Consider the following 16,816-nt stretch of genomic DNA (forward strand, 5'->3'; position numbering starts at 1 on the left):
GAAGGGGCCGACAAAGTGTCTTCTGAAGGCTTATCCGCTTTTTACCCAGCAGGCTTCTGGTCGACGGGCCTCATGATGAAGCGCTTCAAATTTTCCGATCTCAGCAGTTCTTTTGCCTTTTCGTGAACCCCTATCCGCGTCGGCGCCAAGTAGACAGGGAAATCAAATGCAGAATTATTCCCTTTGTAATCGAAGAACCGATTCATAAAATAATTTGCCCAAAAATAGTTGTCTCCGCGACTCTGCTGCCTGAAGTAATCTTTTTCGATCTTAGCGGCAGCCGTTATCTCCGAATCAGTAGGACCTTCTTCGACGAGACGCTCTATCTCTTCGACAGCCGCGTCCATAAGGCGATCAAAATTTTCATCAGCGCATTGAAAATCAACGTAGGTGGAGTATTCGCCGTTTCTCATTACACGGCTCTGCGCTATGACTGAATAGGTACCTTGTTCTTTTTCTCGAATACGGTCGCGAAGTCGCTGTGACAGAATAAGATTGAGGCCTCGCACCTGCACTTTATCTGATTCCTGAACTGCTGTCCCGTTCCCGTTTATATAAAGGAACACGCGAGCCTTTCCGGGTTCGGCTAAATACACTGTTTTGGTAAGTGCTCCCGGACGCAATGTGTGCTTAAGGCCCTCTTTGTCGGATAAAGACCTCCGGCCAGGAAGAGCCGCAATATAGCGAACGACATAAGGCATGACCTGATCAATGTCGTAATCCCCTGTCACAGCGAAGACAAATTCTCCTGTCGGCCCGTAAAAATGGTCAAACATTCTATATGCTTGCTCAAAGGTCAAAGATCTTATCTGATCAGCGGTTGGCATTCCTCTTTCAACAAACTCGAACTTGGTTTCCGCCTCGATCTCTTTAGAAAATTTTTCGTCAGTCGGAGAAATCCAATCTTCGGTACTCTGAGCCATGTATTTCTGGCGATCCGGAAACGACTTCAACCGACCTTCACGGTCTAACTGAAAATGTGAATAGAAGATTTTCATCAACGTCTCAATGTCGGCCTGCGGACCACCACTGAGCATTTCGGTCTTGTCCGCACCTACGCGATTGGCAGCCCAAATATTCTTTTCAGCCAATAGACGCCAATCGTCCACTGGCGTCAGGCCCGGCGCAGTTCGCCACAGGACATCCGAGCCGACAGACGCGGCCAGGAAGTCTTCGGTAGGAACATCGTTGGTCCCGAAACGACGGAGCGCCGTCATAAGTACATAGCCCTTCCCCATTCTCGGATATTGCGCTGGCCGAAAAATGACAGAAATTCCGTTTTCCGGAATGAGCACGCGGGTCACGCCAGACCCCTCGAAGTACTCTACATTTGGAGAACCTCGATACTCTGGAACCGCCACCTTCACCTTAAGGTCAGCGACCGGAACCGGCGATGAATAGCGACGAGAAGGTACCGCCCGCCCTCTCGCCAGCAATTTTTTGGCATCACTTATTTTCGCCAAATCTGCTTTACTAGCACCCGTAAGTATAATGTCTTCCGCGGGAGAGCGCAACCACTCACGCGCTATTTGTGAGACCTCATCGACAGTGATGGATCGGAGTATGTTGTGTTTAATCTGATTGCGCGCCTCGCTATCCATGGCGGGCATTCCCATCATCCATTCGGAAATAAGATTTCGCACGACGGCAGGAGAAAGCGAACGTTGGTCACTCGCCAAAGATTTGAGTAGATATTCACGAGCTTCGTCAAATTCAGATTCAGAGAATCCGTAGTCAATTATTGATTTCCTAATACCAAACTGCAAATCTATTGACGCATCCGTTTTTTTCTTTTCCCGAGTAGGAATAGATACCCGGATCCCCTTTGTATCGCCCGTCAATGCGACCATGGAGGTACTCCCTACCTCTTTAATTCCATGGGGCATTCCATTAAGTGTATCAAATCCCAATATACCGGAACGCATAACAATCATTCTATCTAATATTGCAATAATGAATGAGTTTCGCAGAGACTTCTCGCCCGATGTATTTTCGAAATTTTTTAACGAAATCAAATTCAATAAAGGCACCTCAATGCCAGGTTGTACAGCGAGGTGCACTCTACGACCTGGTCGCACTGCAACATTCGAAGGAACGAACCCCTTCATTTCATTAGAAACCATATCGGAAAATATTTTTCTTACTTCGGATTCTAATATTTTTGGGTCCAAATCGCCAACTACAATTAGCGCTTGGTTTTGTGGCTGATACCATTCGTCATAGAATCGGAGTGCAGCCGCAGTATTCTCTGAGGCCATTGAATTTAAGCGCTGTTCCAGCGTACTTAGATGTCCAGAACCTACCAACTGCGGCGCGTAGCGATCAAATAATCGTGCCTCCGCATCTTCGAACCGCAAAAGCTCCGCACTCACCGCTTTACGCTCGCGAGCGTCTCCATCTCGAGACAATTTCGCGCCCTGAGCCCAGCCACGCTGAATCTGCAACGCTTCGCGCAACAGATCAGGTCGATCAGATGGTATCGACAAAATATAGACGGTCCGATCCCAATGCGTTTCTGCGTTGAAATCAACTCCCGTCTGACCTCCCCAGCTTGGTACCCACTCCCAGACGCTTTTCTTCACATCAGCAGCCACATGATTGGCGACGATATGTTCTACAAGATGAGCCGCTTCAATTTGATCAGGCGCTTCATTTTTCATTCCGGCGCGAACCACTAGGCGTAGTTCTATCCGCCCCTTGGGATTGTTATTGCGTTGAATAATATATCCGAAGCCATTTTCAAGATTTCCTGACCGAAATTGATCGATCGCGTTTTCTTCGTGAACTTTAGAATCCTGCGTCATTTGCGAGTGCAACAAGGGGCTTGTCACGCCGAAAACGACAATTGCGGTCGAGAGCATAAGAATTCGCTTCATAAAGACTCCATCTATTGAAAAGGGCGGCGCGCAACTATGCCACAATGAAAAACTTCTAAGGTTTTGGTTATGTAGAATTTATCCGCATCGCGGATCAAACAGGACTCTATAAACCAGAACTTTGGTCGCTCGTCGGGGTCGCCGAATTGGCCGCAATCGGAAGTTGGACAATCTCGGCGAGGCGGGAAAGGTCGGTGAACCGTTCCACCCAAGCTAGGATATCTCTGTAATTCGGAGGGTTAGCGCCTTGTACTGAGCCCCTAACAAGCCATCGCTCCGCAATGGCAGTATTATTTGCTCGACGAGGTGGCAATTTCAAAACTCCAGCGAACTCCTCTTGCGTAACACCACGTTTCCGCAAACTTAGCAGTTCGTCCTTCACAGCCTCAATGAGCCGTTCCACATTTCTAGGATCACAATTGAATTCTATGTTGAAACTCGCCCGATCAGGCTTCGCTGAGCGCATGAAAAAAGCCGACACGGAGTATGAAGCCTTTTCTGCAACCCTTATTCTTGCCTCGAGACGCTCGCGAACGATCTTAACGGCTAATTCTCCGGCATGATCAGATGCAGGATCAAGGTCGCTACGCTGAATTGTTAATCGTACAATCGCAGCGTCTTTGCCGTCATAGACCGTGGTCCGGCTGGCTTCCGTGTCTGGCAGCTTTCGCACGCTCGGAACATTGACTCGAACCGATGCAGGAATGTCGAGCCTATCAGCAACCGATTGGTAAACGTCACCCGGCTGGAGGTTTCCGGTTATCACGATCGTCATGGATTCAGTATCGCTGAAAATTTCGCGATGAAAGCCGCAAATCCTCCTGAAGTCGAGCTCCTGTTCGCTGAGCCCAAGTATCGGATTAGCTAACACCTTTGCCACTGCCTGTTCGAACTTGGTCCGAGGGAGAAACGCAGTGTCCGGCTCGTCAATGTTACGAGCAATCCGCGACATCACTTCCCCATAACCTTCCCTGCTACAGCGCGCCTGAACGAACTGCGCTCGCGCAATTTTTAAGATTAAATTCCATTTGTCGGCGGGTCCGCCAATTTTCAGTTCTTCACGATCAGCTGTAGCTGACAGATCAAACATGATTCCATTAGATTGAAGAAAGTTCTGGGCTTCAAACTGGTTTAATCCCGCGAAGCCTGACGCCTTCACCACATCACCGACCGCCAGCACCTGTTCCATCTTATCGACCGGGAACCGCGAAGCGCCTCCAGGCCGCAGCAGAGCCGCCTCTACGTGGGACGCAATTGTCCGCTTGAAGAGCAAAGTTGCGCCAGACTTTGGCAATGTCCAGCGCATGAAGCCATCCGCTTCTGACTTGGGGTCTCGAAAAACGGCGGGTGAAGAATTTAGCGGCTCAAATACTGGAAGCCTCAATTTCGGAATCGAGAGCGGCAACGGCTTTACGCGGTCGGCCTGCGCTATTAACTCGTCCACGGCCTTCTTATCGGGAACAAATGCCGAATTTTTTGGCGAATGGAAAACGAAAATGTCGCGGTGAGTTGGATCAAGAATTTGCCGGAACGCCTGATTGAATTCAGCAGGCGTCATCGACTCGATTGCCGCTCGGATATCCGCTACCGACGCATCGGACGCTCCAAAGAGGAAATGATCTACCCAACGGTTGTGAGTCTCCCCAATATCATCGTCGTCTTTCAACCTATAAAGCGCCGCAGTTTTAGCTTTTTTGATAGACTTATCGTCGAAATCTTCGCGATGTATTGTAGATATGAGGTGGAAAATCTCGGCCAGTCCTGCCGCGGTGCGCTCAGAACGTACGCGCGCTTTAAAGCTATATATATCGACTCCACTTGCTCCCGCAAAATTTCCCGGCTCTACGTCTGCTAAAAGCTCAATTGTCGGGGCTGCATATCGTTGCGTAAGGCCGGCCATTGCATCGGGCAGCAGATGGTTGGCAATCCGCAGGACCGCTGTCTCCCTCGCTCGTTGAACTTGACCCCGCTTCGTTCGCCTAAATTTGTAAGTCACCTCGACGCGGGTGGAACTTTGGTCAGGGTGGGAAACATCAATATATCTGCCCCCTGTAATATCAGAGACCGTGGTTCCCAGTGGGGCAGGCACCTCTCGGGCTGGAAGCGGGCCGAGGCGCGAGGAAATTTCCCCGAACACGATGTTTGGGTCAATCGCGCCCACGATTACGACAGCCATATTGCCGGGAACGTAATAGCGGCCGTGTAGTGCCCTGACAGTTTCAGGGCCCGCGCTGACCGTTCCCCGCAACGGTATCTCCCAATGGTAAAGCGCGTCTCGCGGATACCAATTGTGGTGTCGAACCCCTAAGTTCGAGTGAAAAGATGGCGCCGCAAGTCGTGCCTCCTCAGCCACCACCTTACGCTCGCGATCAATCTCATCATCCTCTAGCTTCATTGAGGAAGCCCAATCAGTAAGTATTTCAATTCCCGCTGTTAGGGCCGCAGGATCTCCCGCAGGGACCTTGACAGTGTAGCTCGTAAATTGGAAACCGGCGCCCGCTCCATAGTCGCGGCCAGGAGTTCCACCCATCCGCGAAACGCGCTCAGAAATTGAACCTTTGGTGTCAACATCTCTTAGCTTTGCCACTACGATATGCTCAATGACATGAGCTGCTTCCAGTTCATGAGGCACGCCGTGCGCCGCCCCTACCCGGACAATGAGCGAAATGCTGATCTTGTCCGAGGAGGGCCCCTTGCGCTGGATGTAGTAGGCTAACCCATTCGCGAGGGTACCAGTTTGCAAACTTCTCGCAGTTTCTCGATCGATTCCATCCTGCGCGGCCACACTCACAGTAACACCAAAAAATATGAGAGCGATAAAATACAACAACGCTACTTTGAAGAATTTCATAAATAAAACCCACGAAAATCCATCAAAATCCAGCAGATATTCCAAACGCAAATTTTCTGCCGCCAAAATAGCTTTTCTGGGTAAATATCTGCAAATCCTTGTTTCCGAAATAAGAACCATAACCATAATCCGAAGATCCTTTGAGCAGGTCCCTTCCTTCTAAGGAGATTCTTACATCAGATTTTCCTATTTTGAATCCGTATACCATTCTAAAATCTAATGAATCATATCCTGCATTATAGGCATCCAATCCGTTACTACCAAATCCAGTCAATCTGTCAGGTTGATACGTATAATATAACGTAGCATCCAACCCATACTTCGAATATGTAGCACCAAATGTTCCTGAATACTTAGTAGAACCTGCAAACGGTGTCTTTAGCTCGTAAGAGATCCCTTGCCTGCGAACTAAAACTCCATTTTCATATACCGGCGCAGTGCCCCAAGTTTGGGTTATCGTCTTACTGCTATCGTTATAAGCAAAATTTGCGTAAACTCCCAACCCGGACAGGATGCCAGGCAAAAATTCTAACCGCCTTTCAAACGCAAAATCCACTCCCCAAATAGTAGATATCTTAGAGTTATTACTAGGAATTGACACCCTTACAAAGGTGTCATCGGGACGATTCACGATCGAGGGGTGGTCCGGAAGCTCAATTCCGTCCAATGCATCGAGCGTGCTGATGGTATTGTTTTCGATCAAGTTAGAGATTCTTTTTAGAAATCCGTTAACTTTTATTACGCCCACGCTTTCATCGTACCATTCGGCACCAATATCAAAATTATGGGAATGAGCCGGCCTCAGCCCCGGATTTCCCTTTAATATCTGCAATGAGGGCTGAGAAGAAGTTGGCCCATAAACTCTCTGTGCACTATAAAATACAGTAAATGAACTATTAAGCTGCGAAATAGCGGGCCTCGCTATAGTTGAATAATACCCAGCTCTAACTACAACCTCACTATTAGGCCTAAAATTAAACAGCACTCTTGGGAGTATAGATGTTATACTATCCCTGTCCTTGCTAATTACCCTCGAAGATAAATAGTATGGCTGATCTATTTCGCCAAATTCATCATATACCTGCACGTCATTTACAACGAACGCTTTCACGCTGCTCCGCTCGAAGCGGATCCCGCCAATGATTTCTATTTTCCCGACGTCTGCCCGCGCTTGGACAAATCCAGTGAAATCACGTTCAACGGTGTTCTTATCCTTGAGTACGGCCTCCGGAATTTCCTCATATGTTCTCAGAAGCCCTTGAGATACGTAGTCGTCGATATTGTTGAAGAACACTCGAGCGCTGGCAGGACTGATTGATCGATAAACACTTTCTTGGCCAGTGAGCGGTCGAAATGAAGCGCCTTCCAACACAAGGCCGAGATCTGAGGCTGAAGGAAACTGATTCGCTGAATTTCGTATTCCGCTATAGCCAAAGGCCGCTCCCACCAAATTTACGAACTTGCGTTGTTCGAACTTGACGCCTGCCTCGACATATTTCAGCGCCATGCCTGCCAAGTCGTAACGTGCCCTCAGGTCGCCATAGTAGTTTTGCGATGACCCCCGTGAATCCACTTCGCCAAAGGAGCTTTGAAAGCGGCGCGTGGCGTTATTTAGCGCGCTAAATCCAGCTTCGGAAAGGAGTGGTTCAGGCAACCCATCGCCCGTGCGCGGGCCAAAGATCGTGACGACACCCCCAGTGGCAGGATCAATCGCCACAGGGGCGAGAAAAGGAGAGTTATTAGGAATGGGCAAAGAGGCGCCCAGTGTTAGATTATTGATTGCCTCAGGCGTCCGCGTGCTTCCCTTGGTATGTCCTGCAACATAATTGAGGGTCAGCCCACCGAATGCACTTTCACCTCGGAATATGAAAGAATCGCTCGTGTCTTCGACATCTTTTGCGAATGAAAGCGTGTTCGATATAGAAAGGTTAAGATTTGCATTGAAATAAGTGTAACGCGGAGCCCCCCCCTCGGCAGCAATAGGGCGCAACGCATTGAAACGAAACGGCTGGGAGAGGAGTAGACTGCTGCTGTATCGGTTTTCGAGGCGGCGTGCGTGGATGTAGTCCAGTCGTAGGTTCGTTCCGGAGCTGATCTGCCACTCGGCCGAAGCCGAGATATTTTGTGTCTCCGCATCAAGTCCAGTCCGGCTCGCCGTCGCATTGGTGATATAATATTTTCCGCCAGGCGTGAGCGGAAAAGGCGTTCGCGGATCAATGTCTGCTTGTGTAGCAGGCTGCCCATTTGCAGCCAAAGGAAGGTACGCTCCGACTACGCCACTTGTATTAAATTCGTAGCTCGACAGGCTCTGCTTTCGATATTGCATCGAAGCGCTGATACCGAAATTGCTGGTACTTCCGAAACGCATCGAGGCTGTGCCTGATATGAGATATTCGTCTCCAAATCCCTTCCCATATTTTGTGCCGTCAGCGCGAATATTAAAATATCGTCGAGGACGATCCAAGGGCGACTTAGTTTCAATTTCCACGAGCCCGCCAGATCCGGAGCTATCCTGACTGGCCATCAGCGTCTTGCTTATCCTGATCTCCGATACGGAATCCGACAGCAGGCTATTAAGATTGGCTGCACGCCCAGTGCCGCTTCCTTCGGGCAACGGAACACCGTTCAGCTTCACCTGATTGTAGTCAGGCGTCATTCCACGGACCATGATATTGGTCCCATCGCCGGTGCGCTGGTCTTGAATAAAGCTAACTCCAGGCGCTCTGCGAAGCGAGTCAGATACCGTAGTCCCGTTAAAATTGCCCAGAAGGTCGCCAGAGATCACTGTCGTCGAATTCTCGGCCGTGCGCTCCTGATTGAGCGCCTGCGCGCGTGCAGACACCTGCCCGATCACGACGATCTCGGTCGTTGCGCCCGACCCCAGATAGATGTCGGTTCGGTTGGTCAAACCGCCCACGACGGAAACCGTCTCGGTCTGCTCAGGAAAGCCGAGGTAAGAAATCCGCAGCGTCACCTCGCCAGTCGGCAAGCGCGCAAAGCGGAAATCTCCGAGATCACCGGTCGCCGTGTTCTCGCCCGTCTCTACGATCTCGACGCGAGCCCCTTTGAGCGCCGCACCGGTCTTGTGATCGCGCACCGATCCGACCAGCAGACCCTGCCCCTGTCCCGCGCGCGCCGGACTAGCGACGGCGGGCGCGTTTCCCGCCTGCACCGTCAGCGCGCCGCCCGCGCCGCGCGCCATGACCAGTCCCGATCCCGACAGCATCTTCTGAAGCGCCTCGCCTGCGGTCACGCGCCCCTTGACCGCCACGCTGCGCTTGCCGCGTACCGCAGCACCGTCGAATACGATATTCTGCTTGGTGGCCCGGCCGAGCGCGCGGAGCGCGTCTCCCATCGCCTGCGCCGGAATGTCGATCTGGTAGCTGGCTTCCTGGGCGTAGGCGGCCGCCGGCATGGCGGTCATTGCGACTGCAACGCTTCCCGAAGCCAGAAGCATCGCACGGATCAGATTGGTCCCCATTATCACTCCCCTCATGGTCGAGGCCGGATATTTTCCTGGCCCTCAAACCCTGGACGCAGCCCAAGGGAGAAACAGGAACGGGGCATCAAAAAATTTTCATCATTTTGTCACGAATAGCACTTCGTCGCCGCGCCGGATCGTCCGGACCGGAAAGACGTCGGTCACCCCCGAGACGAACCCGTTCACTTCGTCCGAATTGAAGACGCCGCTGATCGCCACCCGGCCCGCCGCCGCATCACCGATCGCGAACTTCGTCGAGGAGTATCGGTTCATCCGCTCGACCGCCTGCGCGAGCGGCTCGTCGGCAAAACTCAATTGCCCCGCCTCCCAGCTTCGCGCCATGCCGACGTCGACCGTCTCGAGCTTGGCTGCGCCCACGGCGGGCAGCGACAATTCCTGGCCGGGCTTCAAGAGCTGGTCCGCCGCATCAAGCCGTCCGTGCGAGGGCACGACCGCGGGCTTGCGCGTCGCGCGATTCAAGACCGCGACATGGCCTTCGAACAGCACCACATTGACCTCGCCGTTCAGGATTTCGACCGAGAAGGAGGTGCCGGTCGCGACGATGATCTTGTCGCCCGCGATAACGGTGAAGGGTTTGAGCGGATCCTTGGAGACATCGAATTTCGCGCGGCCCGATTTGAGGACGAGCTCGCGCTTGTCCTGCGAATAAGCGACGTCGACCTCGGAGGCCGCATCCATCGACAGCCGCGAGCCGTCGTCGAGCATCACCACGCGCCGCTCGCCGAGCGCTGTGGCATATTGGACACCCGCAGGCACCGAAGCGGGCTGCAACGCCATAAAGCTGATTGCCGCGACGATCGATGCCGCGAGCGCGCCGATCCCGCTGCGGCGGACCAGCGGGCGCTGCCACCAGCGCGGCGGGATCGACGCGTTTCGGGCATCATCCTGCCCGGCGAGCGCGGCGAGCGCTTCCATCCGCATCGAGAGCAAGGCGGGCGAGCTGTTCTTGCCGTCGAGCGCACGCCAGATGAAGCTCGCGCGCTCGAACGCCTGGCGGTGTTCGGGATCGGCCTCGATCCAGTCCTCGAACGCCATCGCCTCGAGAGGCGTCAGCGCGCGCTCGGCGAAGATCATGCACCATTCGCCGGCCTTGTCGGCAATCGCGGACATATCGCGGGGCGCGCCCCCTGACGAGCCCTTGCCCTCTTCGCTCATGGCCGCCTCCCCAGCCGCTCGATCAGATATCGCATCGCGCGGCGCACATGTTTTTCGATCGCGCTGTCGGTAATCCCGAACTGATCCGCAATGACTTTCTTCGAGACATTCTCGATCCGGTAAAGAATGAAGATATGGCGGGTGCGCTCGGGCAGTTCGGCGAGCCCCGCATCGAGCGCGCGCAGCATGTCATGGCCCTCGGCGACGCGGTGCGGGTCGAGGAACTCGATCCCGATCCCCGGCAATTGCGCATATTCATCCTTGATGCCCGTTTGCACCCGGTCGCGCCGCGCGCGGTCGCGCACGAGATTGGCGGCCATGCGGAACAAATAGGATTCGGGTCGTTCGATCTGGTCGAGGTCGGCGTCGGCGAGACGCATAAAAATCTCCTGCGTCATGTCTTCAGCCTCGGCCGTCGAGCGGACGCGGCGCACGAAAAAGGCCATGAGCGCCGGCCGATAAGCCGTGCCCAATGCATCCAATTTTGTGCGCGCCTCGCTCACAGCCGCTGCTTGCACCTCCTCTTCCCCACAGGATAGACGCAGCCCACCCCCCACACAGGAACAGATTTCGCAAAATAATTCGATCCGTTCCGGTGGCAATTGCGAACGATAAGTTCAAATCGCCCATCTGAATCGCAATCGAACCGCGCCAGCCGCCAGTCATACTCACCATTTGCGTTAAATGCGCTGCCGTCCACGCCTCCGCCCGCTCAGGAAATTCGGGACGCCCGTTGCTGATTTGCCGCTGCGAAGCGTCTTATGTCCAGGGGCGCTTGTGCATCGACGTCCGATGCGCGCCGTGGGGATAAAAATGGCCGATCAGCAGTGCCGCCCGTCGATCTCTTTTCCGGTGCCGCTGGCGCTCCCCAAGATTGCGCGATCCGCCATGATGCAGCTCGTCGTCGAGACCGAGCACTGCCCGTTCATCCTCGACCGGGTGCTGGGCACAATCCGCGAGCACGACGGCCTGCCCTTCACGATCCGGACCGATCGCGGCACGCGGATCCAGCGGATCGAGGTCGATCTCGGCGCGCAGGATGACGAGGCGGCGCTCGTTCTGCTCCAGGCGCTCCGGCGCCTGCCGAACGTCCGCGGCGCGCGCTTCATGCTCCCCGCCGAGCTGCCGGAGCAGCCGGTCCTGTCCACCAAACTCTAGCGGCGGTCTTCACGGCGGACGCTCTCCCGATCGCCGGTATCGTCCGGCGCACATGACGCGTCCACCAACGCTGCCGGCCGACCGGAGGTACCGACCGGCCGCTCGCCAGCCTCGCCGGACGCTTCAAGGTGCAACGCCGAGCCTTCGCGCGGGAGATCGAAGAGCGGACGCCAGCTTTGCGATCGCATGAGCCGGCGGCGGTCAACCGATCGCGCGCGCGGCGGCATCGAACCCCCTTTCGCGGAGCGCACCGAGCACGCGGTCGCCATGCTCGCCGTCCTGCAGCTCGACGACGAGATCGAGCGCGGCGCGTTTGGGATTGAGCGCAAGGCTCATCCGCTCGTGCGCGACCTCGACGATGTTCGCGCCTTCCTCGGCCAGCACGGTGGCAAGCGTTGCGAGCGACCCCGGCTGGTCCGATATCGGCACATCGATGCGCATGAGCGCGCCCGAGCGGATGAGGTCCCGCAGGATGACGTTCGCGAAGATACGCGCGTCGATATTGCCGCCGGTGAGCGGCACGGCGACCCGCATCCCGGCAAAGCGATCGCAATGCTCGATCACCGCGGCGAGCCCTGCCGCGCCGGCGCCTTCGCAGACGGTCTTCTCGACCGACTGGAGGAGCGCGATCGCGCGCTCGATCGATGCCTCCTCGACGACGAGGATTTCGTCGACCCAGTCGGCGACGATCCGCCGCGTCAGGCGGCCCGCCGATTTGACGGCGATGCCCTCGGCGATCGTCACGCCGTCGGGGAGTACGCCCTCTTCGCCCGCCATCGCGCGCGCCATCGAGGGATAGACCGCCGACTGGACGCCGATGACCTTGATCGCGGGGTTGATCGTTTTCGCGGCGATCGCAACCCCCGAGACCAGCCCGCCGCCGCCGACCGGAAGCAGGATGGCGTCGAGATCGGGCACCGCCGCCATCAGCTCGAGCCCCAAGGTCCCCTGCCCCGCGATGACCTCGCCATCGTCATAGGGATGGATCATCGTCAGGCCGAAGTTGCGGGCATAATTTTCTGCGATGTCATAAGCCTCGACGAGGTTAGCGCCCGAGACGAACACCTTCGCGCCATGGTCGCGGGTTCGCGATACCTTGGTGAGCGGCGTCCCCTGCGGCATCACGATCGTCGCGCGGATACCGAGGCGCGCCGAATGATAGGCGACCCCCTGCGCATGATTGCCCGCCGACATGGCGACAACGCCCGCCGCCTTTTCGCGCGGCAGGAGGCCCAATATCTTGTTGAGCGCGCCGCGCTCCTTGAAGCTCGCGGTGAACTGGAGATTCTCGAACTTGAGGAAGAGCTCGCAGCCCAAGAGGCGTGAGAGCGTCTGGCTCGGCACGCATGGCGTCGCCATGATCTGCCCCGCCATGCGCGCAGCGGCGGCCTCGATATCGGCGAAAGTCGGAATGGTCTGGTTCACTCGGCTACCCCTGGCTTTGAAACAAGCACCGGGATGACGCGGCCGTGAATGGGAACCCCGGTTGGTTGCCGTTCGGCCGCATCGCTCTTCCCGTGGAAAGAGCCGCCACCTTGCGCGGGAAGCGCAGGTTGGCGCGGGCGCCCCGCCAAGCAGCGTACGCCCGTCTCCTGATGCAGACACGGCTTGGGACCCGCATCCATGATCCGGACCGATGAGAGGCGGGAGGGCCTTCAGCCGGACTTTCGCCCGGCGCCTGGCCCTCCCCGGGTCGGCTCAGCCTCGCGGCCCACCACCCACTCTCACCACGTCTCAAGGGTAAGACGCGCGAGCCTTCCATTCCCGCACATCGGGACCGACTTTTTTAGCCGGGCATGGGCAAATGGTTTGAAAAATGCAGTCAATCGAAAGCGAGACTTAGCATTTGGCCTCGAAATTAAACCGTTCGGCATCGGAGGCGGGCGGATCGATGGCGCCTGGGAAAGCCTGCTCTTGCGATGTTGAACTTGAAGCGGCCAACCCCGACGAGATATATTGATCCCTTACGGTATCACGAGACCCTGTTTCGGGATCGAAGATTCGAACTCTCTGAAATGGGCTGCCATTTGCTCCTGTACGGGAGCAAACACCATGGCCAAATCGAAGAAACTTAGCAGGGCGCACCGCCTCTTGCGCACAGTCGAAGCCGTGCGTGCCGAAACCCGGGCCATGGTGAACGCGGCCGACCGAATAGGTTCGCAGAGCCCCAAGATCAGTCCCCAGACCGCAATCCGATATCCGAGAAAGGCCAATGCCCTGCGGGCGCATGTCGACAGCCTCCCCCCTCGGGCTGACGGGGTCAAATTGCGCCTGCTACGGGTGGCCAAACACGAGCCGGGAACCGATGAGCGTAGCGACACATCGGCAATGCATCTGACGTCAATGCGCCGGGCCGGACGTGCCGTCCGGCCCGGCGCGTGACGCGCTTAGCGAATGACCTTGCCGTCGGCATCGATCACCCGCACCTCGCCAATATTCAGCGCGCGGACGCCCGCCTCGATCTTCTTGAGGTCGCCTGCGATGATCCAGGTCAGCGGCTTGCCCGCGAGGATCTGCGCGCCCGCCGCATTGGCCGCCTCGAGCGTGACCGCATCGATCGCTTGCGGATAAGTCGCATAATAGTCTTGCGGAAGATCATAGCTGATCTGGTCGATCACCGCGCCGGCGATACCGGCCGTCTTCGACCACTGGCTCGAGAGGCCCAGGCTCATATTGGCCTTGGCGTCGGCAAGCTCCTTCGCCGTCATCTTCTTGTCGGTGACCGCGCCTTTCAAAAGGTTCGCGATCTCGGTCATCGATTCCGCCGTCTTGTCGGTTTGCACGGTCGCGCTTGCCGAATAGGTGCGGCTGCCGCGCCCGCCGCCGATGCCGGCGCTCGCGCCATAGGCCCAGCCCTTTTCTTCGCGCAGCTTCATATTGATGCGCGAGGTGAAGCTGCCGCCGATCGCCGAGATGAAGGCGCCGCGCGCGGCATTGTCACCCTCGACACGGCGCGGCGCGATGACGCTCGCGGTGATTGCCGACTGCGGCGCGCCGGGCTTGTCGATGAGGTAGACGATGCTTTTCGTCGCCGGGGGCGTCAGCGGCACGATCCGCTCAGGAACGCTGCCGCGCTGCCACTTGCCGAACGCCGCCTCGACGAGCGGACGGATTTCGGCGAGGCTGGTATCGCCCGAGACGACGAGCGTCGCATTGTTGGGCTTGAACCAACGGTCATGGAATGCTGTGAGTTTCGCGGGATCGATCGCGGCGATATCGGCTTCTTCGACGAGCTGCCCATAGGGCGAGTCCGCGCCATGGAGGATCGAGCCCGCGAGCCGGCCCGCTGCCTTGGCGCCGTCCTGCTTCGAGGCGGCGAGCCCCGCCAACGCATTCGACTTGGCGCGTTCGACATCCTCGATCCGATAGGCCGGATTGAGGACGACGTCGGCATAGATGTCGAGCGCCTTGCCGAGCGTCGGCTTCATCGCCGAGAGCGAGACGACGCTGCTCTCGCCGCCGCCGCCCGACGACACGCTGGCACCGAGCGCGCCGAGCTGGTCGGAGAGCTGGTCGCCGGTGCGCGTCTTTGTGCCTTGATCCATGAGCCCGGCCGCGAAGCCGTTCGCGCCCTTCGTCTCGCGCTGCCAGTCGGCTGCGACGCCCGTGTTGACGAGCAGCGACATGTTGACGACCGGAATGCCCGTGCGCCGCGCGACGACGAGCTTCAGCCCGTTCGCGAGCTCGGCGCGCTCGACCGCGGGGAACACGGCGGGCACGGCTGCGCCGGGCTCGGGCATCTTTGTGCGGTCGGCGCCTTCGGCCGAGGCCGACAGCTGGCCGAACGGCACCATGTGGAGCACATAGTCGCCGTCCGAAAGCCAGCGTTTCGCGGCGCCCTGGAGGTCGGCGGGGGTCGCCTTGCGGAAGCGGTCCCAGCCGGTCTTCCAGGCATCGGGCGATCCCAGATAGGTTTCGCTCTCGGCGAGGAGATTGGCCTTGCCGCCAAAGCCGCCGATCGCCTCGAGACCCTTCACCAGCCCGGCGATATTCTGGGTCCGCACCTTGCCCATTTCGCTCGCGCTCGGGCCCGATGCGATCGCCTTCTTGAGTTCCTCGTCAACGATCTTCTCGATCTTCGCGAGATCGACCCCGGGTTTGGCGGTGACGCTGATCGAGAATTGCCCGCCGATTTCGCGGTTGCTGACGCTCGCATCGGCCTCGGTCGCAAGCTGCTCGTCGATCACGAGGCGCTTGACCAGCGGGGTCGTCCGGCTCCCGCCGAAGGTCTGCGCAAAGAACTGGAGATAGTCGGTATCGGCCGACTTATAGTCGGAGATGTTCCAGGTGCGGATAAACACCGGCTGCGCGGCACGAACATAGGTCGTCTCGCGGACGGTGCCGGTCTTCTTCACCACCCAGCTCGTCGGCTGCGACACGGGCGTGCCGGGTTCGATGTCGCCGAAATATTTCTCGACCTTGGCGAGGGCTTCTGCGGGCGTGATGTCGCCGGCGAGCACGAGCACCGCGTTCGAGGGACCATAATAATCGCGGAACCACTGTTTCACATCGTCGAGCGAGGCGTTGTCGAGGTCCTCCATCGAGCCGATGACGCTGTGGCCATAGGGATGGTCGGGCGGCGTGGTGCCTTTGATGATGAGATCCTGCGCCTTCGAATAGGGATTATTCTCGCCGCGGCGCTTCTCATTTTTCACCACCGCGCGTTGCTCGTCGAGCTTCGCCTGGTCGATCGCGCCGAGGAGATGCCCCATGCGGTCGCTCTCGAGCCACAGGATCGAGTCGAGTGCCGCCTTCGGCACCGTCTGGAAATAATTGGTGCGGTCGTTGTCGGTCGTGCCGTTCTGGTCGGAAGCGCCGATCTTCTCGGTCGCCTTGAAGAAGTCGTCGTTGAAATGCTCCGAGCCGTTGAACATCAGATGTTCGAAGAGATGCGCGAAGCCCGACTTGCCCGCGGGCTCGTTCTTCGAGCCGACATGATACCAGATATTGACCGCGACGAGCGGCGCCGACTTGTCCTCATGAACGATCAGCGTCAGCCCGTTCTTCAGCACGAACCGTTTTGCGGGAATATCGACCTCGAGCCCGGCAAGCGGATCGGCTGCGCTCACCGCCGTGCTGCCGGCCTTGGCACCAGCCGGTTTCGCGTCAGCCGCCGGAATAGCCGTCAGCGCCACCGACGCGAGCAGCGCCGCGGCAAAAGGCTTGAACAATGTCATGAAAATCTTCCCTCCAGAATATGGTATCGGAAAAGAAGACGTCTGGACGGGGAATATCCGCACCCTGGCGGGGGCCCGCTCGACGGACAGGCCACCG

General features: G+C 57.1%; 8 protein-coding genes and 1 riboswitch. Of the genes, 1 reads left to right on the forward strand and 7 read right to left on the reverse strand.

Going from position 1 to position 16,816, the window contains the following annotated elements; genetic code table 11:
• Positions 1-41: 41 nt before the first annotated feature.
• The 5 genes from BLW56_RS03080 to BLW56_RS03100 form a co-directional block, all read right to left on the reverse strand.
• Positions 42-2,876 carry a M16 family metallopeptidase gene (locus BLW56_RS03080; protein ID WP_093509182.1) on the reverse strand — a complete coding sequence of 945 codons (2,835 nt, stop codon included), beginning with the start codon at positions 2,874-2,876 and terminating at the stop codon, positions 42-44.
• 106 nt (positions 2,877-2,982) lie between these two features.
• Positions 2,983-5,853, reverse strand: coding sequence for a M16 family metallopeptidase (locus BLW56_RS03085; RefSeq protein WP_093509183.1), 2,871 nt, complete (start codon positions 5,851-5,853; stop codon positions 2,983-2,985).
• Positions 5,750-9,208 carry a TonB-dependent receptor gene (locus tag BLW56_RS03090; protein ID WP_177175787.1) on the reverse strand — a complete coding sequence of 1,153 codons (3,459 nt, stop codon included), beginning with the start codon at positions 9,206-9,208 and terminating at the stop codon, positions 5,750-5,752. The genes BLW56_RS03085 and BLW56_RS03090 overlap by 104 nt, the downstream gene beginning before the upstream one ends.
• Positions 9,209-9,307: 99 nt before the next feature.
• Entirely contained in the window at positions 9,308-10,384 is a 1,077-nt protein-coding gene (locus BLW56_RS03095) for a FecR family protein (RefSeq protein WP_093509185.1), read from the reverse strand.
• On the reverse strand, positions 10,381-10,941 hold the full coding sequence (locus tag BLW56_RS03100; RefSeq protein ID WP_371262199.1) for an RNA polymerase sigma factor: 561 nt from the start codon (positions 10,939-10,941) through the stop codon (positions 10,381-10,383). Before BLW56_RS03100 ends, BLW56_RS03095 begins: the two co-directional genes overlap by 4 nt.
• Positions 10,942-11,197: 256 nt before the next feature.
• Between BLW56_RS03100 and BLW56_RS03105 the strand changes: the two genes are divergently transcribed.
• Complete coding sequence (locus BLW56_RS03105) at positions 11,198-11,542, forward strand: hypothetical protein (protein ID WP_143043351.1); 345 nt, start codon at positions 11,198-11,200, stop codon at positions 11,540-11,542.
• Between the two features lie 201 nt (positions 11,543-11,743).
• Here the strand turns inward: BLW56_RS03105 and BLW56_RS03115 are convergent, their stop codons facing one another.
• The gene (locus BLW56_RS03115) at positions 11,744-12,967 is read right to left on the reverse strand and encodes a threonine ammonia-lyase (RefSeq protein ID WP_305809692.1); all 1,224 of its coding nucleotides are present in this window, start codon (positions 12,965-12,967) and stop codon (positions 11,744-11,746) included.
• A 51-nt stretch (positions 12,968-13,018) separates the two neighbouring features.
• Positions 13,019-13,146, reverse strand: a riboswitch (SAM-I-IV-variant riboswitch).
• Between the two features lie 783 nt (positions 13,147-13,929).
• The gene (locus BLW56_RS03125) at positions 13,930-16,719 is read right to left on the reverse strand and encodes a M16 family metallopeptidase (RefSeq protein WP_177175788.1); all 2,790 of its coding nucleotides are present in this window, start codon (positions 16,717-16,719) and stop codon (positions 13,930-13,932) included.
• Between the last annotated feature and the right edge of the window lie 97 nt (positions 16,720-16,816).

Source organism: Sphingopyxis sp. YR583, from assembly GCF_900108295.1.
Classification (GTDB): Bacteria; Pseudomonadota; Alphaproteobacteria; order Sphingomonadales; family Sphingomonadaceae; genus Sphingopyxis.